Origin of the sequence: Promicromonospora sp. AC04, from assembly GCF_003058225.1 — a bacterium.
GTDB lineage: Bacteria > Actinomycetota > Actinomycetes > Actinomycetales > Cellulomonadaceae > Promicromonospora.
On sequence record NZ_QBUG01000004.1, the window covers coordinates 45,594 to 59,957 of the forward strand.

The 14,364-nt window shown below is 67.6% G+C and carries 13 protein-coding genes; 7 read left to right on the forward strand and 6 right to left on the reverse strand.

Going from position 1 to position 14,364, the window contains the following annotated elements:
* Window positions 1-265: 265 nt before the first annotated feature.
* From C8K30_RS11890 to dmpG, 6 genes are read left to right on the forward strand one after another with little or no spacing between them, the layout of a single operon-like run.
* Window positions 266-1,138, forward strand: a complete 873-nt coding sequence (locus C8K30_RS11890; protein ID WP_233257141.1) for an alpha/beta fold hydrolase — start codon at window positions 266-268, stop codon at window positions 1,136-1,138.
* Entirely contained in the window at window positions 1,135-2,163 is a 1,029-nt protein-coding gene (locus C8K30_RS11895) for a VOC family protein (protein WP_108493130.1), read from the forward strand. The genes C8K30_RS11890 and C8K30_RS11895 overlap by 4 nt, the downstream gene beginning before the upstream one ends.
* Window positions 2,160-3,797, forward strand: a complete 1,638-nt coding sequence (locus C8K30_RS11900) for a bifunctional 3-(3-hydroxy-phenyl)propionate/3-hydroxycinnamic acid hydroxylase (protein ID WP_108493131.1) — start codon at window positions 2,160-2,162, stop codon at window positions 3,795-3,797. Before C8K30_RS11895 ends, C8K30_RS11900 begins: the two co-directional genes overlap by 4 nt.
* The gene (locus C8K30_RS11905; protein ID WP_108493132.1) at window positions 3,794-4,588 is read left to right on the forward strand and encodes a 2-keto-4-pentenoate hydratase; all 795 of its coding nucleotides are present in this window, start codon (window positions 3,794-3,796) and stop codon (window positions 4,586-4,588) included. The genes C8K30_RS11900 and C8K30_RS11905 overlap by 4 nt, the downstream gene beginning before the upstream one ends.
* On the forward strand, window positions 4,585-5,547 hold the full coding sequence (locus tag C8K30_RS11910) for an acetaldehyde dehydrogenase (acetylating) (RefSeq protein ID WP_108493133.1): 963 nt from the start codon (window positions 4,585-4,587) through the stop codon (window positions 5,545-5,547). Before C8K30_RS11905 ends, C8K30_RS11910 begins: the two co-directional genes overlap by 4 nt.
* Window positions 5,544-6,578, forward strand: coding sequence for a 4-hydroxy-2-oxovalerate aldolase (dmpG, locus tag C8K30_RS11915; protein WP_108493134.1), 1,035 nt, complete (start codon window positions 5,544-5,546; stop codon window positions 6,576-6,578). The genes C8K30_RS11910 and dmpG overlap by 4 nt, the downstream gene beginning before the upstream one ends.
* On the opposite strand, the gene C8K30_RS11920 is transcribed toward dmpG, so the two are convergent.
* The gene (locus C8K30_RS11920; protein WP_108493135.1) at window positions 6,552-7,190 is read right to left on the reverse strand and encodes a TetR/AcrR family transcriptional regulator; all 639 of its coding nucleotides are present in this window, start codon (window positions 7,188-7,190) and stop codon (window positions 6,552-6,554) included. The two genes, dmpG and C8K30_RS11920, sit on opposite strands and share 27 nt — an antisense overlap.
* Window positions 7,191-7,282: 92 nt before the next feature.
* On the opposite strand from C8K30_RS11920, the gene C8K30_RS11925 reads away from it, so the two are divergent.
* Window positions 7,283-7,510, forward strand: coding sequence for a winged helix-turn-helix transcriptional regulator (locus C8K30_RS11925; RefSeq protein WP_369940028.1), 228 nt, complete (start codon window positions 7,283-7,285; stop codon window positions 7,508-7,510).
* A 63-nt stretch (window positions 7,511-7,573) separates the two neighbouring features.
* On the opposite strand, the gene C8K30_RS11930 is transcribed toward C8K30_RS11925, so the two are convergent.
* From C8K30_RS11930 to C8K30_RS11950, 5 genes are all read right to left on the reverse strand, one after another.
* Entirely contained in the window at window positions 7,574-9,661 is a 2,088-nt protein-coding gene (locus C8K30_RS11930; RefSeq protein WP_199230459.1) for a beta-galactosidase, read from the reverse strand.
* Window positions 9,651-11,636, reverse strand: coding sequence for a hypothetical protein (locus C8K30_RS11935; protein ID WP_146197443.1), 1,986 nt, complete (start codon window positions 11,634-11,636; stop codon window positions 9,651-9,653). The genes C8K30_RS11930 and C8K30_RS11935 overlap by 11 nt, the downstream gene beginning before the upstream one ends.
* A gap of 44 nt (window positions 11,637-11,680) precedes the next feature.
* A complete protein-coding gene (locus tag C8K30_RS11940; protein ID WP_146197444.1) occupies window positions 11,681-12,307 on the reverse strand; it encodes a YesL family protein in 627 nt (208 codons plus the stop codon).
* Between the two features lie 79 nt (window positions 12,308-12,386).
* A complete protein-coding gene (locus C8K30_RS11945) occupies window positions 12,387-13,304 on the reverse strand; it encodes a carbohydrate ABC transporter permease (protein ID WP_108493139.1) in 918 nt (305 codons plus the stop codon).
* A gap of 10 nt (window positions 13,305-13,314) precedes the next feature.
* Window positions 13,315-14,364: a sugar ABC transporter permease gene (locus C8K30_RS11950; protein WP_233257143.1), complete on the reverse strand. Its 1,050-nt coding sequence runs from the start codon at window positions 14,362-14,364 to the stop codon at window positions 13,315-13,317.

Below are 14,364 nucleotides of genomic sequence, written 5' to 3' on the forward strand. Positions count from 1 at the left end.
TGCCGTAGGCCCGTATCTCCGTGTGCCACAGGCCCGCCGTCGCCCGGTCGCCCATTCCCACATACCGCAGGAATCGGCGCGTGCAGCCTTGACCTGAACGACCCGGCTCGTGGGGCTCCGGCCCTCGTTCGCTCGACGTCGCCGCACTGGCACGCGTGGCCGGCGGACTCCAGTAGCGTTCACTTGACTGATGATTTCATCAGAACTGCTTGACTCGTCAGCCGATTTAGTTGATGATCTCATCAGTTGATCCGATGGAGGACTGATGATGGTGACAACGACGTCGTCGCGCAGCGAACATGCGGTGCGGGTAGGCCGGCGCGAGATCTTCGTGACCGAGGCGGGGAGCGGGCCCGCGGTCGTGCTGCTGCACGGCGGGGGCGCCGGGGCCTCCGGGGTGTCCAACTACGACCGGAACATCGATGCGCTGGCGCAGCACTTCCGGGTCATCGTGCCGGACATGCCCGGCTACGGCAGGTCGACCAAGGGGATCGACCCGACCGACCCGTTCGGCGACCTGGCACTGTTCGTACGCGGCCTGCTCGACACGCTGGACATCGACCGCGCGCACCTCGTCGGCAACTCCTACGGCGGTGCGGCCGCGCTGAGGTGCGCGCTCGACCGGCCCGAGCGGGTCGACCGGCTCGTGCTGATGGGTCCGGGCGGCGTCGGCACCACTCGGAGCGCACCCACAAAGGGCCTGACCGCGCTGCTGGACTACTACCGGGGAGCCGGCCCGTCGCTGGAGAAGCTCGAGCGGTTCATCCGCGAGTACCTCGTGTACGACGGCGCTGCCGTCCCGCAGGAGCTGATCGAGCGGCGCTACGCGGCGAGCATCGACCCCGAGGTCATCGCCGACCCACCGTTGCGAAGGCCCTCCGGCCGCGGCGCGCTGCGGACGCTGCTGCGGATGGACTTCACCCGCGACCGGAGGCTGCGCAGGCTCGCGGCGCCCACGCTCGTGCTCTGGGGAGCCGACGACAAGGTCAACCGGCCCGAGGGCGGGCACGCGCTGCTCAACGCGATCCCACGGTGTGACCTCTACGTAGCCGCGCGGACCGGCCACTGGGTGCAGTGGGAGCGCGCCGAGCTGTTCAACTCCCTGACCATCGACTTCCTGACGCGAGGTGACTCATGACCACGCTCCTGCCCCGGCCCGCCACCGGCCCGTCGGTGTTCGGCGCCGTCCACCTCGGCTATGTGGTCGTCGAGACCGAGCGGTTCACCGAGTGGCACCGCTTCGGCGCCGACGCCATCGGCCTCCACGTCGACGAGCTGGACCGAGACACCATGCGCTTCCGCATGGACGATCGCGAGTGCCGCTTCCTGCTCCGGCGCGGCCCGGCGGAAGACCTCGTCGGCGCGGGCTGGCAGGTGGACGACCACGAGACCTTCGACGAGATCCTGTCCCGCGTCGCGGACCGCAGTGTCCCGGTCACGGAAGGGACCGCCGAGGAGTGCGCGCTGCGCGGCGTCGAGCGGCTGTGGCGGTTCCCCGGCCCCAAGGGCATATCGACCGAGATCTTCACCCGCGCCCGGACCACCGCCGCACCCCTGAAGATGCTCAACAGCGCTTTCGTGACCGGCGCCGCAGGGATGGGGCACCTGGCGATCACGACGAAGCGCCCGGACGAGCTGCGCAGCTACTACAACACCGTCTTCGATGCGCGCATCACCGACTTCATCGACGAGAACATCAGCGGTCTCACGCTGAAGATCCGGTTCCTGCGGGTCAACGAGCGGCATCACTCGATCGCCGTCGCGAACGTCAACGGCGTCCGGATCGACCCGATCCGCACCAGCATCCAGCACATGAACATCCAGATCGAGACGCTCGACGACCTCCTGGCGTCGTTCGAGCGCGTCACCGACCTGGGCTTCGCGATGGCCTGGAGCGTGGGTCAGCACACCAACGACCGCGAGCTGTCGTACTACTCCGTCACCCCGTCGGGCTTCGAGCTGGAGGTCGGCTGGAACCCGGTGGTCATCACCCCGGAGCTGGAGTCCACGTGGGACCCGTCCACCTATCAGGGCATCTCGATCTGGGGGCACAAGCCCGTCGGCGAGACGGTGGTGACGAAGATGGCCCAGTTCCAGGGCGCCCTGAGGTCGTTGCGGGAGCGCGAGGTCGTCGTGTCGGAGCTCAGCGAGGTGCGTCGATGAGCGCGGCCGAGGTGCGCCCGTTCGACGTCGCCGTCGTCGGGTACGGCCCCGTCGGCGTCACCGCGGCGAACCTGCTCGGCGAGATGGGCCTGCGGGTTCTTGTCCTCGACCGCGAGCCCTCGGTGTACGAGCGCGCCCGGGCGATCTCCACCGACGAGGAGGTGATCCGCATCTGGCAGGCGATCGGCCTGTCCGAACGGCTCAAGGCCGACATGCTGAGCGAGAAGCCGATCGACTTCGTCGACGCCGACGGGCAGTCGTTCATGAGCATCGTCCCGACGCCCCGCGGCAACGCGCACCCGACCCAGCTGTTCATCTACCAGCCGGCACTCGAGGAGGTGCTCCGCGCCGGCGTCGGGCGTTACCCGAACGTCGCGGTCCGGCTCGGGCACGAGTGCCTCGGCCTCACGCAGGACGCCGAGGGCGTCGACCTCACGGTCCGCGCCCGGGACGGCGTCGGGACCTACGGCGTTCGTGCACGCTACGTGATCGCCGCCGACGGCGGATCGAGCCCGATCCGCGGACAGCTCGGCATCGGGTTCGAGGGCAGGACGTACGAGGACCGCTGGGTGGTCATCGACACCAAGGTGAAGCAGGAGTGGCCGGAGGTCGAGCGGCTGCGCTTTCACTGCGACCCGCAGCGCCCGGCAGTCGACTGCCCCACGCCCCTCGGCCACCACCGCTGGGAGTTCCCCATCCTGCCCGGGGACGACGAGGCGCAGCTGATCACCGAGCCCGCGGTGCGTCGCCTGCTCGCCGACCAGGGCATCGGCCCGGAGCACGTCGACATCCTCCGCGCCGTGGTCTACAGCCACCACGTCCGGCTCGCCGACCGGTGGCGCGTCGGCCGGGTCTTCCTCGCGGGCGACGCCGCGCACGTCATGCCGCCGTGGATCGGAGAAGGTATGGCGTCGGGCGTTCGAGACGTCTGGAACCTGTGCTGGAAGCTCGACGCCGTCCTGCGGGGCGAGCTGCCCGAGACCCTGCTCGACAGCTACCAGGCCGAACGGCAGCCACACGTGCGCAAGGTCACGCGCGCCGCCGTGAACATCGGCCGGCTCATCACCGAACGCAACCGCCTGGTGACCACGGTCCGCGACCCGCTGATGCGAGCGGCGATGCGTGTCCCCGGCCTGGGTGCCTTCATCCGCGGCGCGAGCTGGTTCCCGCGCTCCCGCTACCCCGACGGCTTCTTCGTCCGCAGCCGCTCGGTGCTCCGGACGCTCGGCGCGGGGCGTGGACGCACCGTCGGCGGATGGCAGGTCCCGCAGCCATGGGTGCTGCACCCGGTGGGTATGCGGATGCGGATGGATGATGCGCTGCCGCAGGGCTGGGTCGTCCTCCGCACGGCGCCGGCAGGCCGCGACCGCGGCGCCGAGGCCTGGCGGCTCGCGGGCGTCCCGGTGATCGACGTGCGCTCGCCGGGATCGAGGACCGGCAGCGGTGCGATCGTCGACACGGACGGCTCGCTCCTCGCCTGGCTCGCGAAGGGTCGAGCCGACGTCGTCGTGCTGCGCCCGGACGGTTTCGTGTACACCTCGGCCGGAGGGCGCGGGCACCTCGCGGCACCGCCGTTCGGCGCCGCTGCGCACGCCGGAGCGGCGCAGGCCGTCTCGGCCCGGGCCGTCGCATGAGCCGGATCTACCGCCTCGGCCTGCTTGCCGACCGGCTGGAGACCGCCGCCGCGACACGGACCCCGATCCCGCCGCTACGGAACGACGTCGGCGCGGCGAGCGTCTCCGCTGCCTACGCCGTGCAGGCCGAGCTCACCCGTCGCAGGGTGGCTCGTGGCGGGCGCGTCGTCGGCCGCAAGGTGGGCCTGACCTCACCCGCGGTGCAGGCCCAGCTCCGGGTCGACCAGCCCGACTTCGGCGTGCTCTTCGCCGACATGCAGGTCGCCGACGGCGGGACCGTGCCCGCGGGCACGCTGCTCCAGCCCAAGATCGAGGCCGAGGTCGCGTTCGTGCTTCGCGAGGACCTCGTCGGTGAGCTCGACCTGGCGCAGGTCCGGGGCGCCGTCGCCCACGCCGTCGCCGCGCTCGAGATCGTCGACAGCCGGATCGAGGACTGGGACATCGGCATCGTCGACACGGTCGCCGACAACGGTTCGTCGGCCCTGTTCGTGCTCGGCGGTGCTCACCGAACCCTCGACGAGATCGAGCCGCGCGACGTCGGTATGTCGCTGTCGGTCGACGGCAGGGTCGCCTCCACCGGCTCCGGCGAGGCGTGCCTCGGAGATCCGCTCGCGGCGCTGCTCTGGCTCGCACGGACCGCCCAGGACCATGGCGCCCCCCTCCGCGCCGGCGAGGTCGTCCTGTCGGGCGCGCTCGGCCCCATGGTCACGGCCGTTCCCGGGACCACCTACTTCGCAGAGATCACACCACTCGGCTCGGTCTCGGTCGAGTTCGGAAAGGAACAAGCATGAGTCGGACCAAGGTCGCCGTGATCGGGTCGGGCAACATCGGCACCGATCTGATGTTCAAGATCCTCCGTCTGTCCGGCTCGCTCGAGCTGGCCGCGCTCGTCGGCATCGACCCTGCCTCCGACGGCCTCGCGCGTGCGGCACGGCTCGGCGTCGTCACCGTCTCCGACGGGATCGACGGGCTCATCGGGACGGATGGCTTCGACGACATCCAGATCGTGTTCGACGCGACCTCCGCCGGGGCGCACGTCGTGAACGCCGCGAAGCTCGCGCCCTTCGGCAAACGCATCATCGACCTCACCCCGGCCGCCGTCGGCCCCTACGTGGTGCCACCCGTGAACCTCGGCGCGCACCTGGACGCCACCGACGTCAACATGGTCACGTGCGGGGGCCAGGCCACGATCCCGATAGTCGCCGCGATCAGCCGGATCACCCCCGTGCCGTACGCGGAGATCGTCGCGTCGATCGCGTCCAGGTCCGCGGGGCCCGGCACCCGCGCGAACATCGACGAGTTCACCGAGACCACCGCGGCCGCGATCGAGCAGGTCGGCGGCGCCGGACGCGGCAAGGCGATCATCATCCTCAACCCTGCCGAGCCGCCGCGCATCATGCGGGACACCGTGCTCGCCCTCATCGGGGACGCCGACCACGACGAGATCCGAGCCTCCGTCGCCGAGATGGTCGGCCAGGTCTCGGCCTACGTGCCCGGATACCGGCTCAAGCAGGAGGTGCAGTTCCGTGCCCTGGGCGTCGACGAGCCCGTCCACACCCTGCTGCCCGCCGGCTCGCCGCCCGTCACCCACCAGGTCTCGGTGTTCCTCGAGGTCGAGGGCGCCGGGCACTACCTGCCCGCCTACGCCGGGAACCTCGACATCATGACCTCGGCCGCCCTTCGGGTGGCCGAGCGCATCGCCGAGCACACCACTGAGCAGCACACAGAAGAGCAGGAGCCTGTTCGATGACCAGCATCTTCATCCAGGACGTCACGCTGCGGGACGGGCTGCACGCCCTCCGCCACCGCGTCGACCCCGACGACGTGCGCCGGATCGTCGCGGCCCTGGACGCCGCCGGCGTGGACGCGATCGAGGTCACGCACGGCGACGGGCTCGCCGGTGGCTCGCTCAACTACGGGCCGGGCAGCCACACCGACTGGGAATGGATCTCCGCCGCCGCCGAGACCGTGCGGAACGCGCGCCTGACCGCGCTCGTCCTGCCCGGTATCGGCACGGTTCATGACCTCAGGCGCGCCTACGACCTCGGCGTCCGCTCCGTCCGCGTCGCCACGCACTGCACCGAGGCGGACGTGTCGGCGCAGCACATCGGATTCGCCCGTGAGCTCGGCATGGACGTCTCCGGCTTCCTGATGATGAGCCACCTGGCCAACCCGATGCGGCTCGCCGACCAGGCGAAGCTCATGGAGTCCTATGGCGCGAACTGCATCTACGTCACCGACTCCGGCGGGTACCTCACCCCGCGCGGCGTCACCGAACGGGTCCGCGCCTACCGGGACGTCCTCGACCCGGCCACCGAGGTCGGCATCCACGCGCACGAGAACCTCAGCCTCTCCGTCGCCAACAGCGTCGTTGCCGTCGAGGAGGGCGCCACGCGGGTCGATGCTTCGCTCGCCGGCCTCGGGGCGGGTGCGGGCAACTGCCCGATCGAGCCGTTCGTCGCCGTCGCCAACCGGTACGGCTGGCAGCACGGCGCCGACCTGTTCGCCCTGCAGGACGCCGCCGACGACCTTGTCCGCCCGCTCATGGACCGTCCGGTCAGGGTGGACCGCGAGACCCTCACCCTCGGCTACACGGGCGTCTACTCCAGCTTCCTGCGCCACGCGGAACGCGCCGCCGCGGACCACGGCGTCGACGCCCGGGACATCCTCACCGAGGTCGGCAACCGGAAGCTCGTCGGCGGCCAGGAGGACATGATCGTCGACATCGTCCTCGACCGGGTCGCCGCCCGTCGCTCAGGTGATCGCCGGCAGCTTCGGTAGCGGACGCGTACTGATCTCCCGGGCCTCCTCGGGGCCCAGCCCGAACATCAGGAGCACTCGCTCGGTGAAGCCGTCCGACGCGGCGCCGTCGTCCAGCGAGGCATCGGACTCGAGAAGCTGCAGCAGGCCGAGCAGCGCGCCGCCGGCGGCCATCATGCCGAGCTCCGGGTCCGGCATGTCGAACCGCCCGGCCTCGATCCCTGCGGCGATGTCCGCTACCGCGCGGGGGCGCAGTCCACGATCCGTGACCAGCACTGACGTGCCTGTGTTCAGGATGATCCGCACCAGCTCCGGATAGGCCCGCTGCAACCGGCCCGTCATCCTGAAGCTGCGGGCGAAGACCTCAGCGGGATCGGTGAGCCCGGCCACCGCCTCGTCACGCAGTGCGCTCCAGGTGTCGAGCGCTGTGGCGACAGCCTCGTCGAACAGCTCCTCCTTGGACGAGAAGTGGTTGTAGAAGGAGCCGAAGCCGACGTCGGCGGCCTCCGTGATCACCTGGATGCTGACGTTCGTCCTCCCGCTGGCCAGGAAGGCCTGCGCGGCGCTCACCAGGGCGGCACGAGTGCGTGCCTTGCGCCGATCGAGCCTGGTCGACGGGCTCTCAACGCTCACGGACGCTCCCTCGGACGACGGTCCGTCGGTTCTGACGGATTCATCACCAAGGATCGCATGTCGACTACGCCGGCGCGCTGCCTGCCCGGCCGATCCGGGTCGGCGACAAAAGGTCCCTGCTCGTGATCGCCAACCTTGACGACGGGCCGCGCCGTTACACCCACCTGCAGCGTGCAGTACCCGACATATCCCAGCGCATGCTCACCCTCACACTGCGTCAGCTCGACGAGGACGGGCTGGTCAGCCGGACCGCGTACGCCGAGGTGCCACCCCGCGTCGAGCACTCCTTGACCCCCTGGGTCCAACCCGTAGAGGTCTGACACTCGTGTCAGACGTGCAGGTCACCGGCTGGCCTGCACGTCTGACATGTCATGTGCGGCGGCTCAGCCTCCTGCTGGGGTCTCGATGACAACGACGCCGTAGGGACCGAGCTCGATCGTCTCTCCGACGGAGTGCCCGGTCAGGATGTCAGTACCTGCGGTGCCGGGCGTCGCGCTGTGCGACTCCGACGTGGAGTTGACCAGGAAGGTCAGAACAGTGCCGTCCGGCCGGATCCGGCGTGACACAGCGACGCCCGCGGGAGTGCGCGTGCCACGGACATCAGTCCCGGCCAGCAGTGCGTCGATGACGAGTGCCACGCCGGCCTCATCGGGCAGCGACGCCGAGTACAGCACTCCGCCGTTGCCGGCGGACGCGGCGAACGTCAGCGCCGGGATCCCTGCGTAGTACTCGCCGCCGTAGCGTGCCAGCACGGTGGTGTCGGGGTCCGGGCGCAGCACGTCGCACAGGATGGTGCCTGCCGGGGCGCTCGCGCCCGCCAGGACGGTTTCGCCGAAGTCCAGTGCCACGCTGTGTCCGGGTCTCAGCGCGTCGGTCTCCTCGACCGTGACGCCGGCGAGGTCACGTAGCGGGACCGGCGCTTGCCCCTGGTGGAGCCGGTCGAGCTCGTCGACGAGCGCACTCATGGTGGTAAGCAGCAGGCGGCCACCGTCGCCCACGTAGGCCCGCAGTGCGGCGGCCGGCTGTTCGCCAAGCATGTACAGGCAGGGGGCGATGACGGCCTGGTAGTCGTCGAACGGCCCGGCGGTCGAGATGATGTCCACGGGGATGTTTCGACGATGGATCTCGCGGTACCAGTTCTCCACCTGGGCAACGTAGTCGAGGGACTGGCTGGGGCCGGTGGACATGGCCAGCCCCCAGTTCGACGGCCAGTCGAAGACGATCGCGACCTTGCCGGGTTCGACGTGACTGCCGAGGACACGCCTGGAGACCTTCGCCAGCTCCTCGCCGAGCTGTGCCACCTCGGTGAAGGTTCTCGTCTGGGACGATCCGTCCGCACCGATGACGGCGCCGTGGAACTTTTCGCACCCGGCACGCGACTGGCGGAGCTGGAAGAACTGGACCGTGTCGGCGCCACGCGAGATAGCCTGCCAGGACTGTTGGCGCAGCTGCTGTGGCCGCTTGAGCGCGTTGTACGGCTGCCAGTTCTGCCGGGACGGTGTCTGCTCCATGAGCATGAACGGCTTCTGGTGGCCGACTGCACGCATCAGGTCGTGTCTGAAGCAGGTCTCGGCCGCGGTCGTCTCAGGTGAGGGGTAGCTGTCCCAGGACACGATGTCCAGGTCCTCGGACCACTGGAAGTAGTCGTAGTCCGGAAAGGTACCCATCATGTTGGTGGTGACGGGGCGGTCCGGATCGTGCTGTCGGATAGCAGCCTTCTCGTCGCGGAAGGACTCAAGTACTGCCTCACCGTAGAAGCGGCGGTAGTCCAGTGAGAGTCCGCCCAGTACTGCCTTGTTCCCGGCCGTGGTGTCTCCGAGCTCGTTCGGCGGGAAGATCTCCTCGAACGAGTGGTAAGTGTGGCCCCAGAAGGCCGCGTTCCATGCCTCGTTCACGTTGTTCACCGTGCCGTATCGAGCGCGAAGCCACTCGCGGAAGGCCCCAGCGCAGATGTCGCACCAGCAGAATCCGCCGTACTCGTTGGACACGTGCCATGCCGCCAGGTTCGGCACGGGCCCGTACCGCTCCGCCAGTCGACCTGCGAGTTCGGTCGACAGTCGGCGGTAGACCGGGGAGTTGATGCACGGGTTGTGGCGCTCCCGGTGCCGCATCCGGCGCCCTTGGTGATCAACCCGGTTGACCTCCGGATGGCGCAGCGAGAGCCACGCCGGGAGCGCACCGGTGCTGGTCGCCATCACGATCGACAGTCCGGCGTACCGGGTCATCGTGACGATCTTGTCCAGCTCTGCGAAGTCGTAGACGTCCTCGGAGGGCTGGAGTCTCGCCCAGGAGAACACGTTGATCGTGACGGAGTTGATGTTGGCCTCGCGGAAGAGCTCCATGTCGCGGGCCCAGACTTCTTGCGGCCATTGCTCGGGGTTGTAGTCACCTCCGTAGAGGGCGCTGACGCCGTCGAGCGCCGTGACGGGGGGCTGCTGGCCGGCGAATGATGCTGTGGTGTCAGCGCTCACCTGTGAAGAACTCCGATGCGTAGCGGAGGACGAGGGTCAAAGCCCAGTCCTGATCATTGGCGAGGGGATCTGCTGTGTAGCCGGGGCGTCCGTCCACGGTGCCTGGCATGACGAACGCACAGGTCGCAGCGCCGTCGTCACGAAAGAGGGTCAGGTTGGCGATGCAGATCTGTTCCGCCTCTTGCCAGAGGCGCTCGGTGCGCAGCTCCGGCGGGAGCATCAGCATGGCGACGGCGGACAGGACGCTCCAGTGGTGAGGCATCGTGTCGCCCCACAGCCGATTGACGCCGAACCAGTAGCCGTCCCAATGGCGCAGGGGCACGTGCCGCAACCGGATGTGCGGCTGCGGCCCGGCGAAGGCACGTAGCCATTCCAACGTCGTGGTCAGGTGTGGCAGAAAGCGGTCGTCTCCGATGATCCCAGAAGCGATGCCGAGCAGACTGATCAGAGGTGCGACGATTGATTGTTCGTAGTTGACCTCGTGTGCTGGCAGATCCGGGCCGAGCGACGCAAAGTGCTCGGCGCTGCGGACGATGTGCTGCTCGAGTTCCGACACCGTCTCGTCCTGACCCAGCGACCGGTGGATCTCGATGAGGGTGGCACACGCTTCGGCGTGCCCGATGGAGAGGTGTTCGTCGGCGCCGAGAGCGATGCCGCGCCGGATGATGCGAGTGGCGAGCTCCAGATCGGCGCTGTCTCCGAACAGGCGGTACTGGTCGGCGAAGAAGTGCGCCATCCAGGGGAAGTTGTAGAGCCGTGGACAAGGCTCGAGCGAGGCGGACCCCCACCGCACCGTGCCGTCATCGGACACCAGGCGTGCACGGGCGAACTCGGCCCAGGCATGCAGTGGGGCCTTCACGTCGGCGAGCGGGGTCCATCCCAGCAAGGCAGCCTGTTGGAGCAGCGTAGGCATGGCAAGTCGTTCGGCGCCGTCGTTCCAGTCCGACCACCCGCTGGCCGCCCACGTGAGTCCGGTACTTGTGTCGTAGGGCACCATGGCCGCGGAATCGGGTGCGGGCCTCTCGCGGGCGAGCTGGTGGGTCAGGATGAATCGCACGCGCTTGCGCACGAGCGAGCTGAGTGGCTCACGGAAGAGCACGGCCGTGCGGGCACCGGAGACGTCGATCTCGCAGACCTGGTGGATCGCTGATGTCACCACGGTACGGCCCTGGCTGTCCGTGGCGGTGGTGACTGCTTCCGGGCGGTCAGCTGTGGCGATCGCCCCGCCGTGCGGGAGCACGAGCTCGTCGCCGACCGCGGTGTGGAGCGGGAGCGTGCCGAAGGATCCGGTCCGGTCGGACTCGAAGGCCGCCATGTCGGCCACAAATCGGACTCTCCACGTCAGGGTGTAGGTGGCGGTGGCCGGGAGGACGATGGGTTGCTGGCCGCCGAAGGCGCGCTCGTTCCGAGCGGCGTCGGTGGGATGGACCACGATATGCCCGCGCACGTTCGAGGAGCTGTTCGCGTTACGCGACTCGATCGAGTAGCTGCTGAGCCGGCCGTCGACGACGTCGACGGCGAGAACCGGACCGATGCCGGACATCGGTTGTGCGACGATCCAGCTGTCCGTGCCACCTGTCCACACGTGTGCGTGCACGGACCGTTGCAAGGACTCCCTGGCCGAGCTGTAGGTGTCTTGGAACGGGCAGGAGATCCCCATGGAGGTGATCGATATCGGAGCATCCGACGCGTTGGAGACCGCGTAGGACTCGGTGAGCGCTCCGTCCTCGATCGTGCGGGTGATCGTCAGTGCGAGGTGATCGCCCAGGGTAAAGGTGGCGGTGCTGCGATCTTCGTCGAGCGTCAGCTCAGAGGGTTGGTGCCACCGCGCGCTCCCGCGATCGGTGATCACGAACCCGCTGCCCCACTCGCGTTCGTACGTGTGCCACGGCTCGCTCGTCGGGTCGAGAAGATAACGGCGGTCCGGATCGGTGTCTGCGGTGAACTGCAGGGGCGCACCGGTCGTGCTGCTCATGGCGACCATGCCGCCGCCCAGCCGCCAGCGAGTACGGGTGTCGGTCAAGAGGATTCCTTCGGATGATGGGGAGTGACACGGGATGGCCGTGGTGCGCCGAACCCCGGCAGGCCGCCGAGGTAGTAGACGATCGCCGTCACGAGGAAGATCGGAAGTGCGGCGCCGAAGACGACGAGCAGGCCCGGCCATTGCGACCACGTCCAGAGAGTGATGAGTCCGAGCACGGCGAGCATCAGACTGCAGATCGGTCGAGCGAGAAGCATCTGCACAGTTGTCCTGGCCGCCCACCACGACGTCTGGTCGAAATGTGCACGCACTACCCACACCAGCATGGCGAACAGGACGAGTGCGAACAGGATCACTGTGAGCGCACCCCCAGTCGCTGCACCGGAGGCGCCGGCCACCTCGTGGGTCATGAGGCGGAGCTCCAGCACGAGGAGGGCTCCGGCGAGTGTCAACGGCCAGCCGAGGAGGTTGGCTGCCCCGAGCTCACCTCGCCAGAGGTGATGGAAAGTCGCCCAGGTCTCGCGTGCGGTCCACTGCGGCGCAGATTCACGGAACCAATGTCGCCAGGTGCCATAGGCCGCCGCCACCGAGGGGAACCACCCCACGACGACGAGACCGAGAAAGCTGTGCACGAGAATAGCCAGGTTGACGACGAAGATGTTCATCGAAATGCGAGCGAGCTGTTCAAAGCGGATGGCGAACCTCGTAAGGCGTGGTTGCCGCTCGGCGGAGGCGAGGGTGAAGCTAGCCCTTGACCGCACCGAGCATCACTCCCTTGTTGAAATACTTCTGCACGAACGGGTAAAGCACGAGAAGCGGGAGTGAGGAGACGATGATGACGCCGTACTTGATCTGATCGGCGAGCTCTCGCGCATCCTGCATCGTCGTGCCTCCAGCGCCGACGGTCGCGACTTCTCGAACGTTGCTGGACTGATTGGCCAGGATGATGCTTTGCAGGACGTTCTGCAGCGGGAGCATGGACTGGTCACGAATGAAGACCAGTCCCGTGAAGTAGTCGTTCCAGTGCTGGACGAAGTAGTACAGACCGATCACAGCGACGAGAGCGCCCGACAGTGGCAGTGCGATACGTGTGAAGAATCCGAAGAAGGACACGCCGTCGACTCGGGCTGCGTCATAGAGCTCCTCAGGTATCGAGACCTCGAAGAAGGCACGAGCGATGATGAGATTGAAGACGTTGACCGCGACAGGGAGGATGAATACCCATCGCGTGTTCAGGAGCCCCAGGTTATGGAAGAGGATGTAGCTCGGGATGAGGCCGCCAGAGAACATCATCGTGAAGACCAGGCCGAACAGCAGTGTGCGGCGCGGGCGGAAGTCGCGGCGAGAGAGGGCGAAAGCCGCTGGCAGAGTCACCAGCAGGTTGAGTGTGGTGCCGCCGACCGCGTAGAGGATGGTGTTTCCGTAGCCCTGCCAGATCCGCTCGTCTGCAATGACAAGCTCGTAGCCGGCAAGCGTCAGTCCGCGCGGCCACAGGGTTACCTGCCCGCTGGCGACGAGCGACGGATCGGAGAATGAAGCGATGAGCACGAACCAGAGCGGATATGCGACAACGACCACCGTGATCACGATCAAGGCGGCGATCACCATGGTGATCAGCCGGTCTCCGAGTTTTTCCTTCTTGGTGTTGCGTGACGACGCCATGATGACCTCCTCAGTACAAGCTTGTGTTTGACACTCGCTTCGCGATGGTGTTGGCGATCACGAGCAGGGTCAGGTTGATGACAGAGTTGAAGAGCCCGATGGCAGTCGCGTAGGAGAACTGGTTGCCAAGGATTCCGACTCGGTACACGTACGTCGAGATGACCTCGGAGGCCGACAGATTGAGGGCGTTCTGCATGAGGAGGGCCTTCTCGAAGCTCACACTCAGCACCTGGCCGAGATTGAGGATGAGGAGAATTCCGCAGATAGGCAGGATCGCGGGGATGTCGATGTGACGGATCAGGCGGATCCGGCCCGCTCCGTCGAGCTTGGCGGCCTCGTAGAGGTTGGTGTCCACATTGGAAAGAGCGGCCAGGTAGATGATGGCGCTCCATCCGGCGTGCTGCCACACCTCTGAAAGCCAGTAGACCGGGGCAAAAAGCTCGGGTTCGGCCATGACATTGGAGCCCAGAGCCGCCCCGAGAAGGCCGGTATTCGGGTTGAGGAATATGTTTATCATCGCCACGATCACCACGACGGAGATAAAGTGCGGCATATAGGTGATCGTCTGAGCGATACGCTTGGTGTTCCCGCCTGCGATCTGGTTGAAGAGCAGGGCAAGGATGATCGGGGCAAGAAAACCGAGCACCAGTGTTCCCAGGCTGATGCGAAGGGTGTTCGTGAGGACCTGCCCGAAGAGCGGCGACGTCACGAACATCTGGATGTACTTGAGCCCGACGAAATCTCCGCCGAGGAGCCCTTCTGCGGGGTCGTACTCGAACACGGCCAGTCGCAGCCCGTACATCGGAACGTAGGCGAACAGCAGCACGAAGAGCATCGCCGGCAACACCATCAGCCAGTGCTGCCAGTATCCGGCAAGGTGTCGGACCAGGGTCTTGGTGGGCCGGGGACGGTCTGTCGATTCTCGACTGAACGGCTGTCCTGCTTGTTGGCTCTGGCGGCTCGCCGCTTGCACGCTCAACTCTTGCTCCATTTCGTGAACGTCGACGTTCTCGCCCTCGGGTGGGGCGAAGTTTCTCGCCCCACCCAATGGCACCGCCAT